Raw genomic sequence first — 25,912 nt, 5'->3', positions numbered from 1 at the left:
CAACGGATGCGGTTTTCTGATCTGTTGCCCCCGACGTAAGCGTTGACGACGTGTGGGCACACTTCGCCAGGGTCGTTCGTCGGCGGCTTACGCCGAATTTGGGAAAAGGTATAGGAGTTCAGCGTTTGACGAAGTCCAGACGTTCGGCAGCAGCCGACCCCATCCGGTCATACGCAACGGATTGCCCGAAGGCAGCTGTCGGAAGGACAGCGGTCATTCCAGGCTTGCCGCCTGCCGCCGCTCCATGCGACGCGCTCACGTAAGGCGATAAACCTTGCGCGCGGTCCCGCCGAATAAAGCCTCGCGTTCGCCAGCGCTAGCGTGCGCAGTCAACTTCTTGAAGGCGTTCCAACCGTTGCTGAATGGATAGGAACCCTTGTCCACCGGGAAGTTGCTCTCGAACATGCAGCGCTCCGCACCGAACGCCTCGATACATGTGTACATCCATGGCTCCCATGCTTTGGCCAAATCGTCCGAGGACGGCGGACGTTCGCCCTTTTCAAACTCGAAGCCATTAATGCGCATGCCGAGGCCGCCCACCTTCACATAGACATTCGGCAACTGGGCTAGCGTACGCATCGAGCGGGACCAGGCATCAAACACTTCTGCGCGCTGATTTGCATAGCTGGCAATCCGGACCACGCCTCCGCAATGGTTGATGATGAAAGGCGTATCAGGATAGGCCTTCGCCAGGTCGAACAGCTCCGGCAACTGCGGGAAGAATAGCCATGCGTCGTACGACAGGCCCAGCGGAGCCAGTTGTGCGACGCCTGCCCGGTAGCCGGAGTCGAGCAGCAGCCCTCGAGGCGCCGCCGACAATGGATTGACGAGCGTCTGGTCAGCATCCCAGGTAACGAGATGTCGAACGCCACGGAACCGACCATCTCCGGCATGCAGTTCTGCTTCGAGAACATCGCGAACCGCCGCTCCCCTGCGAAGATCTGCATAGCCGACCATACCCTTCGCAACCTCCGGCTTGCTTTTTTGCAAAGGCGCCGTGACGCCAGCAACATACTCGATTTCTCCGACCGGGCGCAGCGACTCAGGACCAGATGGGCGATATCGTGTCAGCCCCTGCATGAACACCGACGCGGTGATGTTATGGCCCGTTTGCGCGTCCTGAAGATACTCATCGAGAAGATAGGTCCAGCCCGGACGATCATAAAAGTGATGATGCGAGTCGACGATCGGCAGGTCGGGCTCAAGCGCCGCTTCGGTGCCGGAAGCGAGCCAGTCAGCCCGAACGGAAAGATAGTTGCTGGTTGTACCCACGGGGTGCGTTTCCTCTTTTGCAAATGCCTGACGCAGAGTGACAGCGGGGAAAATCAATGATGCTGCGGCAGCGCCAATCAGCTGCCGGCGCCGCGGCGAAGGGCATTTGTTCATTCCTGTTCCCCGCGGCCAAAGGCATAAAGCGACAAGGTCAGCAAAGTCGTGATGCCTAGCACGATCGAAAGACCAATCATGCCGGCCGAGAACGTACCGAAACTGTCCTTCAGATAGCCCACCAGGTACGGTCCCGCAAATCCGCCGAGCGCACCAATTGAGTTAATGAAGGCGAGGCCACCCGCAGCCGCCTGTCCGGAAAGGAACCGGGCCGGGAGTGTATAGAAGATCGTGCGGCCCGCAATCGTGCCGATCAACGCCAGCGTAATGCCGGTCATGGCCGGAACCAGTTGATGGAAATACGTCGAGACACCCAGCGCAATCGCACCAATCAAAAGCCCTGCGGCGAGATTGGCGATCGGGCCGCCGCGACGATCGACCCGCTTTGCCCACCACAGCAACGCGATCGTGGCAAAGAAATAAGGCACGGCCGACATCCAGCCGGTCTGCGTCACGCTCATCCCGTGAGCCCTCAGCATCTGAGGCAGCCAGATACCGATGCCGTAAGAGCCCATCGTGAAGCCGAAGGAGATCATCGCAAGGATGTAGGTGCGTACGTCCTTCAACGCTGCGACGAAATTTTTCTTTTTCTGACCGGACGCGCCTTCCCGATCGAACGCGCCTTGAAGAGCTTGCCGTTCCTCCTGGGACAACCACTTCGCATCGGCGGGTTTATCCGCCAACATTTTCAGTACCAGAAAACCGAGGACACACGCGGGCAGTCCTTGAACGATGAACATCCACCGCCAGCCCGCCAGTCCCACGACACCGTCCATATGGAGCAGTCCCGCGGACAGCGGACCACCGACGAGCGACGACAGCGGCGTGGAGACGGTGAACCATGCGAGCACGCGAGTGCGATAGCTAGCCGGAAACCAGACCGCGAGAAAAAAGATCACACCCGGAAAGAAGCCGGCCTCACCGATACCGAGCAGCAGCCGGATCACGTAGAAGCTCTTTGGCCCCACGGCGAGCGCGGTTGCCGCTGCGAAAAAGCCCCACGTGATCATGATGCGGGCAAGCCAGCGTCGCGCGCCGAAGCGGTATAGCGCCAGGTTGCTCGGAACCTCGAACACACAGTACCCGGCGAACATGATGCCCGCACCCCAGCCGAATTGGGTGGCGCTCAAGCCTAGATCGTGATTCATCGTCAACGCCGCGAAACCGACGCTGGTGCGATCAAGATAATTGAAGAAATACGCAAGCGCGAGTAGCGGAATGAACCGCCACGCGGCTTTTCTAACCGCAGACTGCTCGACGGTGGAACCCACCACGCTGTCTGTCGTGGTGTTCGATGAAATGGATGTCATGTCTCGTCTCCAGACGAATCAAGGCGCGCAGAAGGCTCAGTGGCCTCTGCGGCTCGGTGATTCTTTGTGGGTGTTGCAACGTCAGGCGCTGGCGAGTTCGTTCGCCGATGGGTTCGACGCATCGCCAGGCTGAGCGTCCTGACACTTGACGATCCCGGCCTCGGTCAACTGCCTGAGATCCTCCGGCGTGTATCCGAGACCCGTCAGCAGCGCCTGGGTATCCTGACCCAGCGAAGGCGGCGCCGCACGCAGGTGCAGGCGCTCACCGCCAAGCGTCAAGGGCAGCAGCGCAGTCCGCGTCGCAATAGCCTGCCCTGCGCCGCTTGCGTCGGGCGGCAAAGTCACCTCGGCGAGTCCGCCGGTAGCGAGCAGGTGCGGATCATCGAACAGATCCTGCGGTTTCGTGATCGGCGCATACGGCAGTCCGCAGCGCTCGAAGATTGCGCTGATCTCGGCAGCCGAGAACGCTTCCATATGTTTTCGAAGCTGCGGCAACAACCATTCACGGGCCTGCACACGCTGATTGTTGGAAGCGATCCGCTCATCAGCCTTGAGTTCTGCAAGCCCGAAAGCGTCGCAAAACAGGTGCCATTGCGTATCCGAGACAACCGCGAGGAAGATCTGCTCGCCGTTTTTGACCGAGAACACGTCATAGACCGCCCATGCTGAAATGCGGCTCGGCATCGGTGCCGCGGCCTTACCGGTCACCGCGTACTGCATCATGTGCTGGGCGACGAGAAATACATTGTTCTCGAACAGCGCGCTCTGTACTTCCTGACCACGCCCCGTGCGTACGCGTTGAGCCAGCGCTGCCATCGCACCGATCGCGCCGAACATTCCACCCATGATGTCGTTGACACTCGTCCCTGCTCGCAACGGTCTGCCGTCGGGTCCGGTCATATAAGCGAGGCCGCCCATCATCTGCACGACCTCGTCGAGCGCGGTGCGATGATCGTACGGGCCGGGCAGAAAGCCCTTATGCGACACGTAGACAAGACGCGGATTGAGCCTGGACAGCGCGGCGTAACCGAGGCCGAGCTTATCCATCGTGCCGCTCTTGAAATTTTCGCTGAAAACGTCTGCACCACCAAGAAGCTTGTGCACGATTTCGACGCCGCGCGGATCTTTTACGTCGACCGCGATACTCTTCTTGTTGCGGTTGAACGTGCTGAAGAAGCCCGCGCCGGAACCGCGCAAAACACGTGTGCTGTCGCCGGATATAGGCTCGACCTTGATCACTTCCGCGCCCAGGTCCGCCAGCACCATGCCGCATGTCGGCCCCATCACCATGTGCGTCATCTCGACGACGCGTACGCCGCCATACGGCAGATTCTGGTTTGCTTGCACGTCGCTCATTGCGCTACTCCAATCAGGCAGCCTTCCGGTTGCGGCGCGCTGGGCGCGCGGCCATCCGCATACGCGAATCCCTTTGGAAGACCCGCGTCCTGCACGTGTCCATATAACGCTTCGCCAGGCAGTGCCTCCGCGAGAATGGCGCGCGCGGCAATGAGCCTGTCGATGTCCACACCGGTGTCGTAGCCCATCGCTTCGAGCAGAAACGCCAGATCCTCGGTCACGATGTTGCCGGTCGCGCCTGGCGCATAAGGACAGCCGCCCAGGCCGGCCTGACTCGAATCAATTGTCGTCACACCGACCTCGAGCGCGGCGACGACGTTCGCTAAACCCTGTCCGCGCGTGTTATGGAAATGTGCGCCGCCAGCCTTCCCGCCGAATTCCGATTGCAACCGACGGAACAGCCGGCGAACCTGTGCCGGATTCGCATAGCCGCTGGTATCGGAGAGGCCAATTTCGTCGACGCCGCTCTCGGCCATTGCCTGGCACATGCGCATCGTTTGATCGTCGCTCACGGTGCCCGCAATCGTGCAGCCGAAGGCAACGGAAACGCCTGCCTCGATTTGCACCCCCGGAAACTGTTCGTTGCGAAGCGCGACGATATTGCGGACTTCTTCGATCATCTGCTCGGTGGTTTTCCGGATATTGGCCAGCGAATGTTCGTTGGTCACCGAAACGGGAAGCGTCACCTTATGCACACCCGCTTCGAAGGCGCTCTGGCTTCCACGAAGATTTGGTGCGAGAACCGCGACGTGCAGATCCGGGATTGAGAGGGCATGCACCACGACTTCGCGGATGTCAGCCATCTGCGGCAGCAACTTCGCCGGCACGAACGATCCCACTTCGATTTCCTTGATTCCCGCGGCCGCGAGTGAGGAAATCCATCGCAGCTTCGCAGCAGTGGGCATGACGCTCTTGATGCTTTGTAGACCGTCGCGCGGCCCGACCTCGCTGATCAGCACCTTCGGACTTGAAGTGCTCATATTCGGCTCCTTAGTTCTGTCAGGCAGACCAATGTTTCGTTAGAAAGAACTATAGGCGCATCCGAACACCCGCGAAAGCGGGGTAAACCCACGGAAATAGAACTTGAGTTCTGTCAGATAGAACGATACGATGCCACTTATGATCAAGACGACCAAACACGCCGTGACCGCTGATGCCCTTTCAACGCCTGAGCCATCCGACACTGCCAATGACAGTTCCAGCGGCGTAGCTGTGCTCGACCGTGCGTTCGCCATCCTCAACGCGTTCGGGCCGACCGACGACCAGTTGACGCTTACCGAACTCTCGCGGCGCACGGGGTTGTACAAAAGCACGGCCTTGCGCCTGCTGGGCGCGCTGGAGCATGGAGGCTTCATCCGAAAAATGAGTGACGGGCAGTACGGCGTCGGCCACCAGCCACTACGGCTCGCCGCGCTCTATCAGCGATCCTTCCAGGTCGGTCCCGTGATCGAGCCGTTGCTTCAGCAATTGAGCCGCGACCTGGGGGAAACGGCGTCGTTCTATGTGCGGCAGGGCGATCATCGACTGGTGCTCTATCGTGTCGAGCCGACGAGGAGCGTGCGTGTGTCAATTCGCGTCGGCGAAGAGTTTCCGATCGACAAAGGTGCCTCCGGCAAGGTGCTGCTCGCTTTCACTGAGGCACAGGATCCTCGCTGGAGCGAAGTGCGGGACGCTCTTTGGGCGGCGTCTTTTGGTGAACGCGATCCCGAAACCGCTTCGACGTCCGTCCCCGTGTTCGACTCGACTGGCGAGTTGGTGGGTGCGCTCACGCTGTCGGGACCGAAAGAGAGATTTGGTACTCCTTCGACCATCGACGCGGCCGTTGCGGCCTTACTTGACAGTGCAAAACGCGCGACCGTTGCGCTCGGCGGCAAGGGTGGTCGATACGATGCCAGCATCGCGGAATTTGCTAATAGAAGCTGAAGTGGGGACGCTCACGGCGGTCGCTCGTGAATGGTCGACCGCTCGCATTGAATTGCCGAACTGCCATGTCAAGCCCGGCGCGATTTCGGGGACGATGGTACTGGTACTGCGACCCGCGCCCACAAGTGCTCGTCCAGATTCCCGGCCGACCGGTCAGGCCTAGTGGCACGAAACGGGACGCTACCTGCGCGCTCGTTCGCCGCCAGGCGGCGGAGTAACTGTTTGCGGCCTCGGGTCGAAAGGCCGCGAACGCTACCAAAGCTGACGGTCAGGCAGGCAGAGCTAAGGTCTGTTTCTGGCCGGCGGACTAAACCGCTCGCGCGGTAGCCCGATCCAGGCCGCCCTGTACGAACGCGCGGTCAAGGACCTGGCTGCGGCGCTCGATGGTACCGAGGGCATTGAACGCAAGAGGACCGTATTAAGCTACCTGATGCGGTTCAAGCAGATCTGCAACCATCCGTCCCAGTGGCTTGGCGACGCGGCGTGGCAGCCGGAAGCCAGCGGCAAATTTGCGCGGCTGCGCGAACTGGTCGACGTGATCGCAGCGAAACAGGAAAAGGTGAAGGCTCTCACACTTGCGGGATTGAGGGCGTGAGTCGGGGCAGGCCGCCCAGCATTGAGTGCGCCTAGCGGTCGTCGCGAATCGCGACACTGCAGCCTGGGTGCAACACCACGTCGAGACGCACGATGGCGACAATCGTACATAGCGCCACGAGACGGGCTGCGATTGCGCCTCATCGCAACCCCTTCGTCACGCTAGCGTGGAGCCTGATTGTTATATGCATTCGTTAGTGCAACGTGAATGCTGAACATCCCGTTCGTGAGGCGGGAATCGCCTGGCCGTTTCGGGAGCAAAGCCAGCAATCCCTTCATCGCATACAGCATGATTAGCGTGCCGGCGAGGTCGCCCACAAACATGCTGAACAGGCTTTCGGAGAAATGCTCCGTCGCACCGGTCAACGCAAACCAGAGGTGATGTAACAGCGGATTCGCGACCGAATACGCGACGGCGAGCACAAGAAGCCGGGTCGGCGTGAGATTCGTCAACGATGCGCGCAAGCCGTAATACTCTCTCGCGAACCTGTAGACCAGATACGGAGCCGCTGACCCAAGTATCGCGCCAGCGATCGCTCTCACAGGGTCATGCGGGAACCAGTAAAGAAAATCCGTTAACAGACCAGCAAGCAGCAAGCCAAGGAAACCGTCGGCACCAACCAGTAGCGTGCTCAAAAGCCGTATGCCGGAAGGAAGGAATATCCAGTTGATGCCCCGTACAAACGACGTATGCGCAAACACCTCCTGATTGATCCAGAGTGACGCCACAAACGCTATCAGGGTTGCCGCGATCGACCAGAAATGTATACGTAAGCTCAACATTACGATGAACTCCCTTTCCCTTCGGACTATGACTGGCCAATCATAGCGCCCGCGTGTGGTTCTGCGAAATGCATCTTCAACAGTCTATGCGCAAACTGAAGGTTAGTGCCCGGGTCGCTATGCTGACCGCTGCGAATCTCGCGACGCGTGAAGTCATCGCAACCAGAGACAACATCAGGGGAGTTGCGCGAGAGGAGGGGCATCATCGCGGATGGCATGGTTATCATCATGCCGGTGATTACGCAGTCCGCAGGGTTCTATCATGATGGTATTCGCGGCCACAGCATGCTGCGTGTCGTTGGAGGAAACAGGTACGCCGCGTGCTGTCATGCATGCGTAATGGCTTCGAATCTGGGGCACAAATGGAAATCGATACCATAGGATGGTTCCCATTGGACGACTATGCGCCGGCCCGTGAGGGCTGGTACGAAGTCAGGCTCACGACCGGAGATACGGCATTCTCCCGCTTTATCGACGGACATTGGACGGAGCAACCCGTGGTTCCGTTCACGCACTGGCGTGGTCTGAGTGCGGATCCGGGGGACTCGGCCGACAGCGAGCACATGGACGCGCAGGCTGCCGCCGCACAGGGCGTACGAGCGGTGTGGAACGCGTTTTTCCCCGTAGTGGGGGATACGCATCCACTCAAGAAATAGCTGCTGTCACTTGCCCATGCAGCAGAGCCGTCATTTGGGCGAAATCGATGCATGGCGCACGAACAGCCTGAATTTCCAGAGAATGATCCGATCTGGGCAGAAGCAGGGTGCTCGAAGCAAGCATCCGCGCGAGGAGACGCGCGCAGGGAAAGAAGAATCCTCAAGATCTTCCTCTATGGTGCGACGAACTGATCTTACCCCCGGGGGGGGTGAAGGGGAACCTTGAGCGTCATTCGTTGTAGACGCACCTTCTACTCGCATTACGAATTGCGTCGTTCACGTTGCCGAAACTCAGAAGGTGTCAGGGAGAATCGCCGCCGGAAGATCTTTGCGAGACGATCCCCGTTTGTCCAGCCGCAACTTTTCGCGATTCTGTCGATTGAGAAATCGGTCTCTGCCAGCATGCGCGAGGTCAGATCAAGTCGTGCCTGCAGCAGGTACTCGGAAGGCGTGACGCCTATCTCCTGCTTGAAGCATCGAAGGAAATTGCGCTCGCTCATAGCCGAGATGTTGACCGCGTCGCTTACAGATATCGGCCGATTGCAGTTCTCCTTAAGCCAGCGAGCGGATGCACGGACCTTCTCAATTGCAGTGTCAGCTCGCGCGTCAGCTATTAGAGGGGTAAGCGTTGCAAAACCATTTCCAGAGAGCTTGCGCGAGATGTCTCTCACTGCTTCCGGACCGAGATCCCATCCGATAAGCGCAAGAGCCGTCTTGGTCGGTTCATAGCGATTTCCCCGGCTGGTCGGAATTTTTGTGGGAGACGCATCAGAATCGAGTTGAAGCAGACCGCTGTGGTACGAGTCGGGACGGAGCTGCATCATGTCGGTCAGATCCGCCGCCTTTCCAATTCCGGAAACGATTTTCGTTGTCGGAATGGTGACCCGAAGCCATTGTCGAACACGCTCGTCGCGCGTCACTTCGGTCAAGTCGCTGCCGTCCGCGATAAACAGTGCATCAAAGCCCACACTTTTCGTCGTGTCGCATTCCTGTGTCCACACGTTGACAGAGGACGAGCACTCAACATCGCCACCCTGTGCGGAATATAGCTTGACGTCATAGAGTAATCCGCCATTGCATTGTTGCTTCGCGATTTCATTGGCGAGCTGAAAGATCTCAGGAACGACTCCGATCGAGAGTAGGGAAAAGCCTCTGTAGAGCAGCACGCCGATGCTTCTCGTGGCTCCGGATTTCGGCCCTCTCGCGCCAGAAACGACATTTCCCCTCTCAGCACCCCCGGCACCGATGTCGCCCATCTTCATCCCTCTACTGTTATCAGGTGCTTGAAATTGATATAACCTGTGACGATGACTTAATTTTCATCGCGATGCATCATACATGGGCTATTAAATTCGACGGATGCTTGGCCGATCAGACCAATATATTGGCGGTTTAAACCACATGCATTGCAACGGGTGCTATCTCGCTGGAATATCTACTGTCTGCACAACAGTGTGCCATGCGATGTGCATGACGAAACTGCATAGTTTTGGCGGAAACGGATAACGTATTGGCTGGTATGAATCACGTGCCTCGGTGGATTTCATGGCATAGTCAGAGAAGAATCGGAAAAGTTGGAATCGTAGAAGACCATCAGGAACACACAGAGAAAAAGGATGTCCTTTCGCCTTGGGAATACTGGCCTTCGTGACGTTAAAGTATTCGAGCCCCAGATTGAAGCCCGATCAACAGGCGCGTTCTTTAGAAGCTTTGATCAGGACTGGTTCAATGCGAACGTCTCCTACGGGTATCTTTTCACTCATGATGAGCAGGCTGTTTGCCCCCATAATGCGTTGATCGGACTGACCTACCAGGTTCAAAATCCGCGCGGCGTTGTTTTGAGAGTGCTCTCCGGCGAAATATACGCCGTGGCTCTCGATCTGCGTCGGACGTCAGTTGCTTTTGGGCGATGGACGGGCGAGTCCCTGTCAGCATCAAACTGTCGCCAGCTCTGGATACCGCCAGGATTCGCGCATGGGTACATCGTTCGATCAGACGTCGCGGAGGTGCTTTCAAAGGCATCCTCGGCGCGTCTGGCTGATTCGGAGCGCACGATTTGCTGGGATGACGCAGATCTCAACATCGATTGGCGTATTGCGGGATTGCCTGTCACAGACAGGAGGCAGCGCAATTGTGTTGACTTTAATGTTGCGGAGTACTTATAGCACAATGAGTCCGCAGCGCGTGACGACCGATCGGTACAAAGGCGTGTTTAAGATGCCAATTCCTGGACGGTGCGTTCCCGTTGGAAAGCGATCGTTAAGCGATCACTCATGACTACAAGCTCTACGATATGAGCCATTCAATCGATATCGCGAAAATAGCCAACCATGACTCGCGATCGGGTGCAGGCGCGTGTCCTGAAGCCGCACGCGACGCGCAGTTCGATAAATTCAGCGCTGTAGAGGTCTCTTGCGCGGCACTCTTTGAGCGTTGGTGTACGGAGCGTAATGTGATTCCACTTGCGTATCTGATGCACGTATGGCCGATCGCTAGACCAACAGACCTGGAGATTCGACAGGTCGGCGACTCGATGGCGGAACTCTTGCGCGGACACGCAAACGTTCTCGACGTCGAGGACAAGATGCTGATTAATATTACACTCTTGTCGGTTCAAGCTGTGTTAGATATTTAACGTCGGTCAGGTATTAGAGGCACGCATGGCAGGAGGCTTTGACTAGGCGCTATCACGCGTCTCTGGGCGGCATACCATACCAAATCTCGGACCCGATTGAAGCGTGTACGTAAGAAATGATGTTTGATCAACCCCTTTCCCCGAAAGTTGCTCGATACCGGGGAGACCGAACGCAATGGAAACTTCCGGCAAAAACTCTTCCTTCAGCTTCCGTATTCCCGAAAATGAATTCGACGGTTCAGTCTATGTGGCTCACTATTCGAGAGATCTCTACGTCTTGCTCTCTCGCATGGACTCGGAAGCGATGGTAGTCGCCTTCGAGATACCGAGAGTCAAACTGGCGAGGAGTCGTCGGTTGTCAAGTGAAGCACTTGTGAGAACCGCGATCGGACAGGGAATTAGGGGTGGGGTGTTTGAGTCGGCCGGTAGCTCATGGCGGGAGTTCGACCTGGACTCGCCAACATGGACTGGTGATCTCCTGGCAAGCGACCTTCCATAGCCGTCACGGCACTTCTAGACGAACGCGCCGTGCTGCACGGAATCACATCATTTGACTGCTCGAAGCACGCATCGCGTAGCACGGACCGCTGCTCAGCGCATGCAAGGGAGCGAGAGACGCTCCTACGGAGAGCGGCTTGTTCACGTGGACGTCCGCTCCGCATTCCGGACCTGAGTTAATTACACCGCACGCGGTCTGAGCCGAAGTGAGCAAGACGATAGGCCCGACGAATTCGCGTCGGGCGAGATATCGCAGTGTTTCATATCGTTTGCGGTCCGGTTCACTCCAATCAAGCAGGAAGAGGTCAATTGAAACGTCTTCAAGCAAGCGCCGCAGCCCTTCATCACTCCTCGTCCCGAAACATAGGTGCCCAACGGAAGAAAGTATTTGAAGGGTATGGTCAAGTTCGCCAATATCTGGCTCGAGGATTGCAATTATCATGGCAGACGTTGATAGTCGGTGCGACTTGTGGATTGTCGAAAGGGGGCATCTTGATGCGGCCCGCTGTACCGGCATAGTGCAGGATTGACCAGTCGCATCGGATCCATGGCGCCCAGGCAGCTTTCACCCGCAAGCACACGGAAACGCTCCGTCAGGCGCCCCCAATGGGACTCACAAAACGAGGGTCCCGATTTCAACCACAACGCATAGATAAGCGAAAATCCTCGAAACCGGTACGTCAATATCTACCTGATTTCCGCCACTCTCCTGGCATTCGCGAGTGTCTTCATTTCCGCAAACGACGGGGGAATCTCCCGTTTCGCGTTGCACGGCACAGACCGGCGCCGAACCGGCATTTATGCTGGCGGGCCCCATCTGCCGCAGTATTCCGGCAAAAGGGATGCTACCCAACCGTATGACCGCGTCTGGTCCGATACTCCGTCGGTGTCGTGGAGAGATGTTTGCGGAACAGTTTCGCGAGCCGTCCGCCAGTGCCAAGCCCGCATCGTCGCGCAATCTTGTCGACGGGTAGGTCGGTTTCGACCAGCAAGCGACAACTCATATTGATCCGCATATGGAGCAGGTAGTCCGAGGGAGTGATGCCCATTTCGATCTTGAAGCGACGCAAAAAATTGCGCTCGCTCATTGCGGCGACCTGTGCCGCGTCTTCTATCGTCACCTGGCGATCACCATTGGCTTCCAACCAATGTACGGATGCCTGGATGCGCAGGCTCACCCGGCCTGAGACATTCGTGCGGATCGCCGCGGTAGGACCGGTCCGCGGGTAACGCGGCATGACCTGGCTTGCCACCTCGCGTGCAAGATCGCTTCCGAGGTCCAGTTCGATCAGCAAGAGTGCCTCTCGCAGGGGGGCAGCGTTCGTGTCCGCGAACTCGTTTTCGATAAGACAGTCCCGAGCGTTTGTTCGGATCACGCAATCTAACGCGCTGCCAGCCCACTGGATTCCTGCCGCTTCCAGCAGCGCTCTGCCTTCCCCGATCGGAACGACAGCCTCGCAGCGCGAGCATTCAAGGCGCAGCCAACGTAACACGCGCTCATCGCGCAGCACGTGACGCAGCGCAACTCCGCCGGCAATGAACAGCGCGTGAAATTTTCCGGCATGATGCCGATCCTCAACTCTGTCCGTCCAGACAGACACGGAGGCTGAACTTTCGACACGCCCGCCGGTAATGGATAGCAGGGAAACATCGTATTCGGCATGTCCATTGCCGGCATAGTTCGCGTGTGCCAGCGCATTGGCTGACTGAAACAACTCAAGCACGGACGCCAGTCCGGAAAGCGAAAAGCCGCTACAGAGGAATGCTCCAATCTTCCTGGCTGTGCCCGGTTCGGGCGAGGCACAAAACTCCACGACGCGACTTCGTTGACCGCCACCTCCGCACTCCATCAGTACCCCGCTTTTCAATGGTCGTATTGGCTTACGTTGAGTCGAATACCCAAGCCAATGGAAAAAGAAGAAGAATCACCACACGTTCGTGAAGTGTCTGGCGGCATTCGCCGCATGCTGAACGCACTGCGCAGATTCAGAAATTATTTATGTATCTATTTTGAACTGAGATCGGATCATAAGCAATAAATATGCTATTCGCCACTATTGCTCGATATCTTTCGGGAAATGTGGCCCACCCAACAGTCAAGGTGTTGAAATACCTTATTGCGAGTGAAGCGCGAAAAGTATCCAGAATCGCAAATATCGCGGCAACTCATTCCGGCCGCATGCGAGTGCGCTCGCTGTGGTCATCTGTTACCGGCACGACCACTTACACTTGCCGATGCGGTGGCAAGGCAGTTACAGGCTCTCTGGCATAGCGCTGAAAGCCACCTGTATGAGCTCATCAAGGGAAGTGTCCACCCGGGGGCGAAGCCACGCACACGCTCGGCACGTCCGTGAGCGCATGACGGGCTTCGGGCAGACTACGGAAGATCAGCAACGCTGGCTGGGCAAACGGGAACGGCCTTACATCATCGTTGAGGGGGCGGGTGTCTCTGCGGGAGCGCGTTCCTACCATCGGCGCTCACATGACGTGAGTGCCTGCGGCGAAAACCGATGGGAAGCTGTCGTTGCTCAAGGTGTGCAGGCACGTGAGTGAGTCCACGCCGCGTACCGGTTTTTCGAGCACTAGGCTTGCACCACACTGCATGCCGGAGTTGATCACGGAATCAGGAGTATGCGGTGCAACGCACAACACGACGGGTACACCGGGCGCGCACTGCGAGAGGTGGGTAAGCGTCTCGTAGCGCACACCGTCGGGATCCGTCCAGTCGATAAGAAACAGATCGACCGACACATCGTCAAGCACCCGCCGCACGCCGTCATCGCTCCCCACTCCGAAACACAAATGCCCGGAGGCAGAAAGCATTTCGAGGGTTCTGTCTAACTCTTCGACATCGGATTCAAGGATTGCGATTTTCATAGGTCATTGGCACCCACAGGTGAAACGTAAGGCGGTGTTTCATCAACCGCCACACGGACCCGCTTGATGATGCCCTTCCGGAAGGACCGCGCGCAATTGAATACCAGGGAGTCTACGCGATCTCGACCGTAAAAAGTGTCAGAATTAATAATTCCTGGGAATTGTCCTGGGGCACTCCCGAAAACCCTAAATTTTTATCTCCGGATGCCGATAGCACACCGATGCCCGTTTGTCGTAACAAGCAGGGTTCGCTATTTCTCATAATCTGGGAATGTCCGGCACCGAGCATCGCGGACAATCGAGCACGCGGGAACCTATTGCCCCTGCACCGATATTCCATGGGGCGCTCCTCTCCGTATTGAAGAAGACTCATCTCAGGTTTGCCGCGTTGTTGGAGAGGGGCGGTTTATCTGATGTCGCATCGGCATCCTTACGAATGTGGGCTGCCGGCTGCTGCTTCGCCGATTGTTCAATCTCGCGCGGCGTCAGCCGCTCGCCTCGAGTTGGGCGCGTTGACAGAGGCCGTCATTCGGTGGCATTGCAAGGCAAAGTGCGGCCGGATTGGATCGGGTAGCACAGAAAGGACCGCATGCGCTGCGGCTTGCTCCGCAACTGCCGTTCGCGCCCGAGCATGGGTTGTGGACTGATTTCGTTCCGATTACACGCGCTCGAAGCATTAACGAGCACTTGCTCCACGCCGGAACACTCCGGACTGTTCGCCTTCGCTGCCCGGATAACTGCGAAAACCTTCCGTGGCGCTCCTGCGCAGCGTTGGATTCGAATGCTGACGTCCGCTGCAGGAAGCTTTGACACAGCCTTCTCGCGGCGCTCTTGCCGCAGCATGTCCAGCCTCACTGCCATTTCGTCCGCGGCGCCACCACACGTGCTGCTCGCCGTGCAGCGCCACGAACGCCTCTTCCAGGCGCTGCATGCTGCCTTGGCTCGCGCCGGGCAACCCCGGCGCACTGCGCGATGCCGGCACTGAGTTTCGTGTGCCAGCGGCGGGCCGTATCGCAGGCCATGGCTACCTCGCGCTCAAGCCGCAGTTGCTTGATGTCGCGCAAACCGACTTGAGCCAACGATACAAGTGCACCGCGTAGTCGATGATTCGTCTCTGGGGACACGTGGCCGTGATAGCGCGCCCTGTCTTTCTTATTCTCGCCAGCCCCGGACAATGTGATAAAGCCACGATCGCTGGCCGCACATTAATTTGGAAATATGCTAATAGCATATCGCGGACTGCCCGGCTAAAAGGATAGCAGCATTGCATAAAATGCAGAAAGCATGTGTGTGACGATCGAAATTAAATGGAAGGGCATCAGTTAGCATTCGACAGGTAAAAAATACTGAAAATCTCCTCAAGGCCAACGCGAAGTAATCGCTAACACACTGTATTTAAATGCTTTTGCGTGATCTCGAAAACTTTGGCTTTCTTGTCGATTAGTTCTAGTCCGACAAGACGTGTAACTATTTCGCCACCGATGGCGGGAAATGACTGTAAGTTAGGTACGATAGTGCCTTCGAGGAATTCGGCTAAATGAAAGCCGAAAATAGGTCTAATATCGGGGTGTGCGATGGTGAATTTCGTTAGTCACAGTATTGCTCGCGGTGGCCACTCAGGCGAAGTTCCAGTTCCGGGGTTGAGAAAGAGGATAATTTTTCTTCTCTTCTCAGGATTCCGCCTCTCCGAGGTTGCGACGGTCCTTGAGGTATTCCATGCAGCCAATCGCAACTCCTTATCCCACGATGCGAGGAGCGTCCATCCGCTCTACGACGTTCATCTAACGTCCCTCGAGGGCGGGCGACTCGAGAGCTCATCGGCGGTGTCTGTCTGGACCGAAAGTCTCGAACAAACGGATGAGGGTGATCCAATTGATGCCCTGTTCATCGCCGGACCCGGAAACAGTGCGCTGTCCGGCAACGAGACGACGTTGGAACGCATCCGGATTGTCAGCAGCCAGGCCGCCAACCTGATCCCCATGTCAGACTCGAAGGTGCTGCTGACAATCGCCGGGGTTTCAGCTCAGTCGGGCCAGTGGGCCGCCGGCAGAAACGCCGACGACGGTATCGCGCGCAGGCCCGCTCACGCCTATATCGAGCCATTCAACGGGCCAGTCCAGCGTGCGCTACAACTCATCAGGCAAGACCTTGGGGCGACTATTCCGAGGGCGATTACCGATATCACGGTGCCCGGTCGTCAAGAAATCGGATTGATGTCAGCAGCGCGTGAGCGCGCGTCAAACAGTGCGAGCGAACGCATACTCGAGTCTGCCCGATGGATCGAAGAAAACGGCGAAAGATCAGTCTCGATTGCAGAGGTCGCGCAAATCGCAGCGATGAGCGAGCGCAACTTTCTGCGCCGGTTCAAGATCGAAATCGGCATAACCCCTTCCGAGTACCTCATGTACTCCAGATTGGAGCTCTGCTGCCAGCTGCTGGTCGAAACCGACTTGCCGGTTGAAAAGATTGCCCGCCGCTGCGGATTGAGTGGTGGTGGCTCTCTCTCAAAGCTTTTCCGAAAGCACTTTTCACTGACGCCAACTGAATACCGAGAGAAAAAGAAACTGGCGTGACGCAGCGACTCGCTTTGCGGGCGGTGTTGGTATGCGTCGCTTTTTTTGACGGTTCGCTGCAGCTTGTTGAATTTCCGGCTCGTCTCCGAGACCGATGCGCGCCGGGAGTCCGGTGAGGATTTTCGCACAGGAAAAGGTGCGGTCGATCGTCGTTCAACCTCCTGATCGCTTCCGGTCATGCTCCATATCCGAATGCTCCACACGGTACTCGGTTGGCGTGAGTTGAAGATGTTCGCGAAAGAGTTTCGATAGTCTGCCCCCGCCGTTTATCCCGCTGCGTCGCGCAATCTTTTCGACCGGAAGACGGGTCTGCGCAAGAAGCCGACATGCCATGTCGAGGCGGACTTTCAGTAGATACTCCGAAGGCTTCATTCCTACCTCCTGCTTAAACCGCCGCAGGAAATTACGACTGCTCATAGCGGCGATTTGCGCTACCTCGTCCAGCGAGATATCCCGATTGCCATTCGCACAGATCCAATGTGCTGCATCCTGAATCGGTTGACTGAGTGTCGCTGCGATGCCGCGTCGGATGTCATCCGTCAAACCCGGGCTGAACTGTGGATCTATGGACTTCGCAATTTGCGTGGCAATAACATCGCCGTGTTCGCCTTTGATGACCGCGAGCGCAGCCGAAATCGCACTGTCGGCGGAAATCACCTGAGTCTGGCGATTCTTGCAGGGATGACTGTTCAGGCTTGCAAGCGCGATATCGTGTGTCAATCTTCCCATCTGTGCGAGGGCAACGCTGCTCTCGCCAATCGCGACGAGCAGATCGCAGTTCTCCTGCACGCGATGCAACCACCTCGAAAATTGATTGTCTCGCAGTAAGTCGCGGATTCCACTACCACCGGAAAGCATAATCGCGCGGAACGAGTCCGCGGCAACGAGGCTCTCAACGCTATCCGTCCAGACACATACCGAAGACGAACTGGTTATCCTGCCGCCCGCCGAAGAGAGGGGTCGTACGTCGTACCGGACAGCGTGTGTCTCATGCCTCATCATGGCCGCGTTCAAGGCACGGAAAGCTTCGACAATGATAGCCATATCGGCCAGTGCAAATCGATCGCATAAGACAAGACCGATTTGCCTTTGCTCCCCACCTTGGTATTTGCCCGGCTGCAACGTCCCGGAATTCCCGATCAAAGGCCCCATCTTCATCCCATTTTATTGAAAATCTTTATGACCGATCCGACCTTCGGCCTCACGACCGGATCATCCTACTTAGCGAAAATTATCGAAACGCGACTGTGGCGAGATCAGTCGCAGTTTTGTCTGTTTTCGACAATTCAATCGCTATCGTCCCGTGGTCTAACATACCGACCGATAGCTTCGACTATAACTGCGCAAGTCGAACGTGCAAGTGGCTGTAGCGATGCGGTCGCTGAGCGATATCCGACGTTTCAATCAGGAGAATGGCGGAATTGAAGAACGTTTTGGCGATGTGGGGGAAGTATTCCCGATGATATAGTCGCGCAGCATACAGAGACCATAAACTGGCCGGCTGTCCGACCTTTTCCTCTTCATAGACTGGATCGAGCCGGGAACGTATCGGAAGAGACCTTCTGCCAAACCCAAAGTCAGTCCAGGTGGACGGATTTTTATAGAGTCGTACATTCATAGGGTTGCAAGATGAAATACAAGATCGCTGCCGCAGCAGTTCTATCTGCTACTTTGACGACGGCAGCCCAGGCGCAAAGTAGCGTCACCCTGTATGGCCTAATCGACGCCGGCTTCACATATGTACGGGGCGGCGCCAATACGTGGCAGGTGAAGAGTGGAACGGTCAATGGCAGTCGCTGGGGGTTGCGTGGTTCGGAGGACCTTGGCGGTGGCCTGAAGGCAATCTTCACTCTGGAGAACGGCTTTAGTATCGCGAATGGTACTGCCGGGCAATCCGGGCGCATGTTCGGAAGACAAGCGTTTGTCGGTCTCGCGAGTGATCAGTATGGGGCAGTGACGATTGGCCGGCAGTACGATAGCGAGGTTGACTACCTCGCGCCTCTCTCAATCACAGGTAGCCAATACGGCGGCACGATCGCCGCGCATCCATTCGATAACGACAATCTGAACAACTCAGTCAGAGTCAATAATACGGTCAAATACACCAGCCTCAACTACGCAGGATTCAAATTTGGCGCTACCTATTCATTCTCGAACAGCACGCAGTTCGCGAACAATCGGGCCTATAGCTTTGGCGCGTCCTACGCGTGGAGTGGCCTTACCGTAGCCGCCGGCTACCTCCAGTTGAACAACGACATTACCTCGACCGTGTTCGGGAATAGCGGGCCGAGTTCCAGCGCAAGCGGCGCACAGACCGGTGAGTGGACCTTCCTTGCTGGTCGGCAACGTACCTTCGGTGGTGGGTTGAGCTACGCATTTGGTCCAGTTGTCGCCGGCTTGGTCTATACGCAAACCAACCTGTCAGATGCGCTCGGCGGCGGAATCTCCTCGGGCCAATCCGGTGCGTCCGGCGGCATAGCTTTCCGCGCTAATAGTGCGCGCTTCCAGAATTTTGAAGGTAACGTGCGTTACGCGTTGTCGCCGGCTATTAGCTTCGCCGGGGCGTACACCTATACGCGTACTGACCTTGGCGGTGGCGTGAATCCGATCTACAACACCGTATCAGCACAGGCAGACTATGCGCTGTCCAAACGCACCGATGTTTATCTGCAAGGAAACCTCCAGCACGTCAGCCGGAATTCCGGCCACGTGTCGGCATATCTGAACGGGCTGAGCGCGGACTCGAACACACAGAAGCAAGGCACGGTCACGATCGGCATGCGCCATCGGTTCTAGACCTCGCAGTTTCTTCGAAAGATCAAGGCGCCTCCCGGCGCCTTTTTTTGTGTCACTCTGCTTCTCACCTGTCCGTCCTCTTTTGTTCGCCCTGAGTGATTTGCTACCGGAAATGGGAAGTCGCGTCTTTGGATGAAAAGATAACGTAGTATCGCGAACCAAATTTATATGAATAGAATATATGCTGATATCGCAGATCAAGATTTACAGATGCGCATCAGACGGCCAATTCATTGGCGCGTTCAGACAGGGTTATTGCGCCATTCGAGAAAGAAGTTATGATGCGACGCAACGACGATGATTCACCCACGGATAATTTTGATCCGAAAGATGAGCTGTCGGATCGATTAAGATTGACGATCGCAAAGTGCGCACTTGCCGGTCTCAGTGTTCAAGGAATTTCTCACCTGGTCTCGAAGGTGTGCGGATTTATTGTGATCGGACCAGCACCTTCGAGCCGCGTGGCGGCGCGTGTTGTCGATAGCTCGCTTCAAATTGCATTTGGTGGTGCGAATAAGTGCAAGGCACCCAGGAAAGGCTTAACCGGTCTGGGAAGCGCTCCGATGCGTCAGTGATCGACAGGGGATCCATATGAGTACGCGGGTGAGCAGCGTGGCGGCTATCAAAGACTCCGCACTGATGTCTGTATCAGGCGGCGATGGAAGCAATGCGATGCGAGCGACCACAACCGACATCTTTTTGAATTATCGAAATCGTCCAGCGAGAAAGGCACAGCGGGAGGCACGAATTGAAGGACTGATGCGGGTATCCGCTAGAAATCTCGAATTGGCCTGTGGAAATCGAGTGTCAACAGCGGAAGCGGCACAGCGCGCGGCCAAGAGTGAGCGGACCTTCCTGAGGCGTTTCAAGCAAACATTAGGGGTGTCTCCACGGGAATTCTTGCGACGTGCTCGTCTTGAGAGGGCGCGCTCGCTGCTCGCACAAACGGACCTGTCAATAGAGAAAATTGCGCGTCAGGCGGGATTTGTCGGGCGAAATTGCATGGCGAACCTGTTTCGCCGTCACCTTGCGACCACTCCGACTGAATATCGCGCTGGGGTGCGCAGCACAACAGGCGGCTTGTTCAACTGCCCAACGCAAGCAGGTGCGGTAGAAACGACCCACGTACAACTTAAGTCTGAAGTGTGACCAGGTGGGGTGCCACACCTGACGCAGCAATCATGTGATGTACCTCCTTCCATGTCGTGTATGAATTGATCTGGTGATCTACGGATCGCTAGCGCTCGCTTGCGTTAGATTAGGATACCGAAATTATGAACTCGATATTCAGAAGAGCCGTAGATGTCGGATTGATCGTTCTCGGATCAGTTGTCCCGCTTTTCAACGGTACGCTGGAAGGACCTGAACACCACGTATTTGATGGCTCGCTTGTTGCGTTCGCTGCGGCGCTGGCGTTATCCGTATTTCCAGCTTGCGGCATCTACGACTCTGGCTCGAGATATTCGCCGCTCAACCTGTTCAGCCGAACGGTTCTCGCGTGGATCGTTGTTCAGGGAGCGACAACGTTGTTGCTGTATGTCTTGCACAAGGCGCAAATCCTGTCGAGTCTGTGGTTTGCATACTGGACGGTTACGAGCGGCATCGGGCTTCTCATTTTCCGCGCGCTTACGCTCGCGATCTATGGAAAGATCGAGCGCGTCGCACGCCGCCGCCCCGCTGTGGCAGATGGTAGGGATCCTGCTCATAAGAGACAGGGCACGGTTGGGGCGGTCGTAAACCGGGTGATAAAGCGTGGTGTGGACATCCTTGGTGCCGCGGCACTGCTGATTCTGCTTTCCCCCGCGCTGCTCGGACTCGCGTGGTTGGTCAGGCGTGACGGGGGAAGTGCAATATTCGGTCATGTGCGGGTTGGCAGAAACGGACGACGCTTTAAGTGCCTGAAGTTCCGCTCGATGATTCCGAACGCGGACCTGGTCCTTAAAGAACTTCTCGCGCGGGACGCCGATGCCCGTGCCGAATGGGACAGAGAATTCAAGCTCAAAAATGACATTCGAATCACGTCAATCGGCCACTTTCTCCGCAAGACCAGTCTCGACGAGTTGCCACAGCTGGTGAATGTCCTGAAGGGCGAGATGAGCCTGGTGGGTCCGCGACCAATCGTCGAAGCCGAACTCACCCGCTATGGGGCCGATGTTGGCTACTACCTGATGTCCAGCCCCGGAATGACCGGACTTTGGCAGGTCAGCGGGCGCAATGACACCGATTATGCGACGCGCGTGGCACTAGACGTTGCCTACGTCAAGAACTGGTCGATATGGCGCGATGTATCGATTCTCGCCAGAACATTCAGCGTCGTACTGCGTGGTTCGGGGGCGTACTGATGTCAACAGCTGACCACCGTTGGTCCGATCCTGGTTCCGTGCCAACCGGCGGAAGCTAGCGGGAGTGGTGCGTTTCTTCGCTCAGAGGCGTCGCGCTTTCGTCGGGGGGCGGGGCAGGTGCATTACAAGTCTGATCTCTGGTCCGCTCGCCGTATTCGCATTATCGGATCGCGAGCATGCCAGAACTTCAACACAACTTCAACACAACAGATACGAGTGGACGAGTGTACGAAAGACGAATGCGAAGTGTGTCGCAAGGGGCGTGCTATTCCCCTGATAAGCTCCGCCGGGGGCGGAGCGGTTTGACACTAATGGTTTTGTCGGTGGCGGCCGCGCTGTCCGCGTGCTCACTTTCGCCGGGTATGCGCATGGAGCAGCCGGCGACGCTTGCAGCTGCCAGTCAGATCGGACCTGACGGAAAGAATGAGCAGACGGCGGCCCTGGGTGTACCCGTTACGAATATCGACATTGCGTTGATCCAGAAGTTGAGGGACGCGCAGGCGACTTCCCCGGACGGCACCTCGGCCGTCTCGGTGGTCCCGCGCCCGTACACAATCGGTCGAGGCGATGTACTACAGATAACGGTTTGGGATCACCCTGAACTCGCGGTCGCGGCCGGCGCGCAACCGCAGGCGACAACGCGCGCGGCCGACGCGCCGCCGGGCTTCGTCGTTGACCAGGACGGGACGTTGCAGTTCCCTTATGCGGGCAGAGTACGCGTTGCCGGTTTGCAGCCGGAGCAGATACAGGTGCTGTTGACGCAGCGGCTCAGCAAGAGCTTCCAGGACCCACAGGTCAGTGTGCGGGTCGCGTCCTACCGTGCGAAGCAAATCTATATCGAAGGCGAAGTACATACGCCCGGCTCACAGCCGCTGAACGATATTCCCATGACGTTCTACGATGCTGTCAGCCGCGCAGGTGGGTTCGAGTCAACCGCTGATCAGAGTCGCGTCGTCCTGGTGCGCAACGGCGTATCGGAGCGCATAAACCTGACGGAAATGGCGGTTCGGGGGCAGAACCCCTCGCGCATCCTTCTTCAGGATGGGGACCTGCTCCGTGTGCTACCGCGCGAAGACAGCGGCGTATATGTCATGGGGGAGGTGAACAAGCCTGTTACGGCTTTGCCTATGCGCGACGGGCGGTTGACGCTCAGCGAGGCAATCCTTCAGGCCGGCAGTATCAATTCAAACACTGCGGATGCGGCACAGGTTTATGTGATTCGTGGTGGAGTAAAAAAGCAACCGGAAATTTTCCATCTGGACGCCGCGTCTCCGGTCGCCATGATTCTCGCCAATCAGTTTGAGCTGCATCCGAAGGACGTTGTGTATGTCGATGGCAATGGCCTGGTGCGCTTTAGCCGCGTGTTGAGCCTCCTGTTGCCAGCCATCAACGCTGGTCTGACCGCCGCGATCGTCACGAAATAATGAACTCAATCCTGGTTGTTTGTGAAGGGAATCTCTGTCGTAGCCCGATGGCTGCCGCAATGCTTGGTTCGCTTCTCAAGGGGCAACAGGTAGCCTCAGCAGGGCTGAACGCACTCGTCGGGATGCCCGCTGCGCAATACGCGTGTGATGTGATGCGCGAACGTGGCCACGATATCACTGGTCATCGTGCGACGCAGATTGCGCGCTCCCTGTGTTCCTCGGCCGACGTAATTCTTGCAATGGATGGAGCGCAAAAACGTCAGATCGAAAGCCAGTTCTCCTTTACACGGGGCAGGGTGTTTCGCCTCGGTGAGTTTTTGGACATTGATGTCGAAGATCCATACCGCCGACCGAAATCGGAATTCGAGCGTTGCGCCGAACTGATTTCAGTCTGCCTGACTGAGTGGACGGCTCGCTTTAGTGCGCTGTGATCCGAGATATCCGGGGGGCAACCCCGTCGTACGTTAAAAAGACATGACTAATACTCCTGTGCCAACGCCGCAGACCGCAGACGATGGTGATCGAGACCTTTTTGTGGTGCTCGATACCCTGCTTGAGAACCGATGGCTCATCGCGACAATAACCGCGTGCTTCCTGGTGGCCGGTGTCGCGTATGCGCTTCTCGCAAAGCCAGTGTTTGAAGCGAGCATCATGGTCCAGGTCGAGGACAGTCCCGATACTTCCGCGGCGAAGAGTTTGCTCGGTGACATCTCATCGCTCTTCGACGTGAAATCCTCAGCTGCGGCAGAAACCCAGATCGTCGCTTCGCGCCTTGTAGTTTCGCGAACGGTCGATGCCTTGAAGCTCTATATCGATGCCCAACCGAAGCGCTTCCCTGTGATCGGGAGCTTTATCTCACGACACTATGACGGTCTTTCGCAGCCTGGCATCGCTGGCATTGGAGGCTTTGCCTGGGGAGGAGAGCGCATCGCAGTATCGCAGTTCGACGTCCCCCGGAAATACGAGCAGGACAGGTTCAAGTTGACCGTCCTCGACGCAAACCGGTACTCCCTGAGCGGAAGTGACCTCGACCAGGACTTCATCGGCCAGATCGGCCGCAAGGAAGTCATCACGACGCCGCGCGGCCCCATCGTGCTTCACGTCAATTTCATTGATGCGAACGCCGGCGCGGTATTCGTGCTGGTCCGAAATTCGAGGGAACGGACCATTGACGATATCCAGGACCGGCTGGATGTGCAGGAGAAGGTCAAGCAGTCGGATGTCGTCGTCGCGACGATCCAGGATACCGATCCGTTGTGGGTGAGTTCCACGATGAACGAGATCGGCCACCAGTACATCCGCCAGAATATCGAGCGGAAGTCTGCCGAGGCCGCGCAGTCACTTGACTTCCTGACGGGTCAACTTCCTGCCTTGAAGCAGCAGCTTGCTGATTCTGAGGCGAGGCTGACCAAATTCCGGAATGAGCGCGGTACGGTTGACCTCACCGAGGAAGCCAAAGTCGCGCTCGCGCAGTCTTCGGATGCGAAGACTCGTTTGCTGGAGCTCGAGCAAAAGCGCGCTGAACTTTTGACGCACTATACCGCGACCCATCCGAGCGTGATTGCCATCAACAGGGAGATCGCAGCGCTCGACGGATATGCGAGCTCGACTGAGCAGGAGATGCGTCGACTTCCCGATCTTCAGCAGGATTTTGTCCGGCTCATGCTCGACGTAAAGGTCAATACGGACCTTTACACGGCATTGCTGAACAATGTCCAGCAACTGCAACTTGTGCAGGCAGGCAAGGTCGGCAATGTCCGCCTCGTTGACGTCGCTGCGATTCCGGAGCTCCCTGTCAAGCCGAAAAAGCCACTCGTCGTAATCGCATCGCTCCTGTTGGGACTACTCGTGGGATGCGGAACGGCGATCGCCCGTTCGATGTTGTTTCACGGAATCACCGACCATAACGAGATAGAGCGCCGTCTCGGCCTCAGTGTGTACGCGACGTTGCCGTATAGCGAGCACCAGAACGATCCTGGCGACGGAAAGAGAATGCAGAGGCGGGGCAAGGCGACACTGTTGTCAGTTGACTTTCCTGGTGAACCCGCTGTCGAGTGCGTGCGCAGCCTGAGAACCGCAGTGCAGTTTGCAATGCTCGAGGCGAAGAACAATATCGTGCTGATTGCAGGCCCAACGCCAGGTGTAGGGAAGACCTTTATTTCGACAAATCTCGCGGCGGTCATTGCGAGCGGTGGCAAGCGCGTCCTGCTTATTGACGGCGACATTCGACGCGGTCGCGTGCACGATTACTTCGGCGTTGCGCGTGCCGGTGGGTTGACCGATCTGATCGCCGGTCAAGCGGGGCTCGACGATGTTGTCCACCGTAATGTCGTAGACGGGCTTGATTTCATTACAACCGGGACGATTCCGAAGAACCCGGCGGAACTGCTACTTAAGCGCCGGTTGTCGACTGTGCTCGACGATCTGTCGAAGCAGTATGACATCGTGATCATGGATACTGCACCGATTCTGGCGGCGCCTGAAGCGGGTATTCTCGGCGGTTTCGCTGGTATCACCTTTGTTGTGGCACGCGCGGGGCTGACGCGTCTCGGGGAGATCGCGGAGTCGACCAAGCGCTTCTCGCAGAACGGCGTCAAGGTCAGTGGCGTGATATTCAACGGCGTCAACCCCCGTCTCGGCCAGTATGGCTACAAGTATGGCGGCTATCGTTATGTGGCGTACCAGTACGGTACGGCTGCGGAAGAGTGACGCGTGCACGCCTCAACGCGCATCGAGTCCGGCCTGTCGCGTCGACTTTG

Annotated in this window: 22 protein-coding genes and 1 pseudogene; 14 read left to right on the top strand and 9 right to left on the bottom strand. The window is 57.2% G+C overall.

Annotated features, from left to right (window positions below; genetic code table 11):
- Positions 1-255 precede the first annotated feature (255 nt).
- From ACOJB8_RS36490 to ACOJB8_RS36475, 4 genes are all read right to left on the bottom strand, one after another.
- Positions 256-1,386 (bottom strand): amidohydrolase family protein, encoded by a 1,131-nt coding sequence (locus tag ACOJB8_RS36490; RefSeq protein ID WP_475017023.1) that lies wholly within the window; start codon positions 1,384-1,386, stop codon positions 256-258.
- Positions 1,383-2,696: an MFS transporter gene (locus ACOJB8_RS36485; RefSeq protein ID WP_475017021.1), complete on the bottom strand. Its 1,314-nt coding sequence runs from the start codon at positions 2,694-2,696 to the stop codon at positions 1,383-1,385. The genes ACOJB8_RS36490 and ACOJB8_RS36485 overlap by 4 nt, the downstream gene beginning before the upstream one ends.
- Before the next feature lie 81 nt (positions 2,697-2,777).
- Positions 2,778-4,052 carry a CaiB/BaiF CoA transferase family protein gene (locus ACOJB8_RS36480; protein ID WP_069268402.1) on the bottom strand — a complete coding sequence of 425 codons (1,275 nt, stop codon included), beginning with the start codon at positions 4,050-4,052 and terminating at the stop codon, positions 2,778-2,780.
- The gene (locus ACOJB8_RS36475) at positions 4,049-5,032 is read right to left on the bottom strand and encodes a hydroxymethylglutaryl-CoA lyase (protein ID WP_475017019.1); all 984 of its coding nucleotides are present in this window, start codon (positions 5,030-5,032) and stop codon (positions 4,049-4,051) included. The genes ACOJB8_RS36480 and ACOJB8_RS36475 overlap by 4 nt, the downstream gene beginning before the upstream one ends.
- A gap of 139 nt (positions 5,033-5,171) precedes the next feature.
- Between ACOJB8_RS36475 and ACOJB8_RS36470 the strand changes: the two genes are divergently transcribed.
- Both ACOJB8_RS36470 and ACOJB8_RS36465 read left to right on the top strand, forming a co-directional pair.
- Positions 5,172-5,975 carry an IclR family transcriptional regulator gene (locus tag ACOJB8_RS36470; RefSeq protein ID WP_475017017.1) on the top strand — a complete coding sequence of 268 codons (804 nt, stop codon included), beginning with the start codon at positions 5,172-5,174 and terminating at the stop codon, positions 5,973-5,975.
- Between the two features lie 325 nt (positions 5,976-6,300).
- Positions 6,301-6,549 (top strand): annotated as a pseudogene (locus tag ACOJB8_RS36465) (ATP-dependent helicase); the annotation flags it as partial.
- A gap of 182 nt (positions 6,550-6,731) precedes the next feature.
- Here the strand turns inward: ACOJB8_RS36465 and ACOJB8_RS36460 are convergent.
- Positions 6,732-7,352, bottom strand: a complete 621-nt coding sequence (locus ACOJB8_RS36460; RefSeq protein WP_368607086.1) for a hypothetical protein — start codon at positions 7,350-7,352, stop codon at positions 6,732-6,734.
- Between the two features lie 362 nt (positions 7,353-7,714).
- Here ACOJB8_RS36460 and ACOJB8_RS36455 point away from each other — a divergent pair, with 362 nt between their 5' ends.
- Entirely contained in the window at positions 7,715-8,008 is a 294-nt protein-coding gene (locus ACOJB8_RS36455) for a hypothetical protein (RefSeq protein ID WP_069268912.1), read from the top strand.
- 260 nt (positions 8,009-8,268) lie between these two features.
- Here ACOJB8_RS36455 and ACOJB8_RS36450 read toward each other — a convergent pair whose 3' ends face one another.
- Positions 8,269-9,270, bottom strand: coding sequence for a GlxA family transcriptional regulator (locus ACOJB8_RS36450; RefSeq protein WP_475017015.1), 1,002 nt, complete (start codon positions 9,268-9,270; stop codon positions 8,269-8,271).
- Positions 9,271-9,624: 354 nt separating this feature from the next.
- Between ACOJB8_RS36450 and ACOJB8_RS36445 the strand changes: the two genes are divergently transcribed.
- Together ACOJB8_RS36445 and ACOJB8_RS36440 are read left to right on the top strand one after the other, a co-directional pair.
- Positions 9,625-10,173 carry a dTDP-4-dehydrorhamnose 3,5-epimerase family protein gene (locus ACOJB8_RS36445; RefSeq protein WP_475017013.1) on the top strand — a complete coding sequence of 183 codons (549 nt, stop codon included), beginning with the start codon at positions 9,625-9,627 and terminating at the stop codon, positions 10,171-10,173.
- A gap of 128 nt (positions 10,174-10,301) precedes the next feature.
- Positions 10,302-10,643, top strand: coding sequence for a hypothetical protein (locus tag ACOJB8_RS36440; protein ID WP_342922190.1), 342 nt, complete (start codon positions 10,302-10,304; stop codon positions 10,641-10,643).
- A 1,343-nt stretch (positions 10,644-11,986) separates the two neighbouring features.
- Here ACOJB8_RS36440 and ACOJB8_RS36435 read toward each other — a convergent pair.
- On the bottom strand, positions 11,987-12,865 hold the full coding sequence (locus ACOJB8_RS36435) for a helix-turn-helix domain-containing protein (protein ID WP_342949650.1): 879 nt from the start codon (positions 12,863-12,865) through the stop codon (positions 11,987-11,989).
- Between the two features lie 754 nt (positions 12,866-13,619).
- Entirely contained in the window at positions 13,620-14,018 is a 399-nt protein-coding gene (locus tag ACOJB8_RS36430) for a DNA-binding transcriptional response regulator (RefSeq protein WP_069268914.1), read from the bottom strand.
- Between the two features lie 929 nt (positions 14,019-14,947).
- Here ACOJB8_RS36430 and ACOJB8_RS36425 point away from each other — a divergent pair.
- Both ACOJB8_RS36425 and ACOJB8_RS36420 read left to right on the top strand, forming a co-directional pair.
- Positions 14,948-15,118: a hypothetical protein gene (locus ACOJB8_RS36425; RefSeq protein WP_176733004.1), complete on the top strand. Its 171-nt coding sequence runs from the start codon at positions 14,948-14,950 to the stop codon at positions 15,116-15,118.
- 723 nt (positions 15,119-15,841) lie between these two features.
- Positions 15,842-16,591, top strand: coding sequence for a helix-turn-helix domain-containing protein (locus ACOJB8_RS36420; protein WP_342949652.1), 750 nt, complete (start codon positions 15,842-15,844; stop codon positions 16,589-16,591).
- A 153-nt stretch (positions 16,592-16,744) separates the two neighbouring features.
- Here ACOJB8_RS36420 and ACOJB8_RS36415 read toward each other — a convergent pair whose 3' ends face one another.
- Positions 16,745-17,749: a GlxA family transcriptional regulator gene (locus ACOJB8_RS36415; protein ID WP_475017009.1), complete on the bottom strand. Its 1,005-nt coding sequence runs from the start codon at positions 17,747-17,749 to the stop codon at positions 16,745-16,747.
- Between the two features lie 471 nt (positions 17,750-18,220).
- Between ACOJB8_RS36415 and ACOJB8_RS36410 the strand changes: the two genes are divergently transcribed.
- The 7 genes from ACOJB8_RS36410 to ACOJB8_RS36380 all read left to right on the top strand — a co-directional run bounded on the left by ACOJB8_RS36410 (position 18,221) and on the right by ACOJB8_RS36380 (position 25,862).
- Entirely contained in the window at positions 18,221-19,387 is a 1,167-nt protein-coding gene (locus tag ACOJB8_RS36410) for a porin (RefSeq protein WP_475017007.1), read from the top strand.
- Between the two features lie 278 nt (positions 19,388-19,665).
- Entirely contained in the window at positions 19,666-19,962 is a 297-nt protein-coding gene (locus ACOJB8_RS36405) for a hypothetical protein (protein WP_342949655.1), read from the top strand.
- A 16-nt stretch (positions 19,963-19,978) separates the two neighbouring features.
- Complete coding sequence (locus ACOJB8_RS36400) at positions 19,979-20,536, top strand: helix-turn-helix domain-containing protein (RefSeq protein ID WP_475017005.1); 558 nt, start codon at positions 19,979-19,981, stop codon at positions 20,534-20,536.
- 125 nt (positions 20,537-20,661) lie between these two features.
- Positions 20,662-21,729 (top strand): sugar transferase, encoded by a 1,068-nt coding sequence (locus tag ACOJB8_RS36395; protein WP_368607010.1) that lies wholly within the window; start codon positions 20,662-20,664, stop codon positions 21,727-21,729.
- 239 nt (positions 21,730-21,968) lie between these two features.
- A complete protein-coding gene (locus ACOJB8_RS36390; RefSeq protein ID WP_406953936.1) occupies positions 21,969-23,153 on the top strand; it encodes a polysaccharide biosynthesis/export family protein in 1,185 nt (394 codons plus the stop codon).
- Complete coding sequence (locus ACOJB8_RS36385) at positions 23,150-23,584, top strand: low molecular weight protein-tyrosine-phosphatase (RefSeq protein WP_342922299.1); 435 nt, start codon at positions 23,150-23,152, stop codon at positions 23,582-23,584. The genes ACOJB8_RS36390 and ACOJB8_RS36385 overlap by 4 nt, the downstream gene beginning before the upstream one ends.
- A 43-nt stretch (positions 23,585-23,627) precedes the next feature.
- Positions 23,628-25,862, top strand: coding sequence for a polysaccharide biosynthesis tyrosine autokinase (locus ACOJB8_RS36380; RefSeq protein ID WP_368607009.1), 2,235 nt, complete (start codon positions 23,628-23,630; stop codon positions 25,860-25,862).
- Positions 25,863-25,912: the final 50 nt, after the last annotated feature.

This window comes from Paraburkholderia sp. BR10141, assembly GCF_056155635.1.
This window is presented reverse-complemented; position numbering and strand designations above follow the sequence as displayed.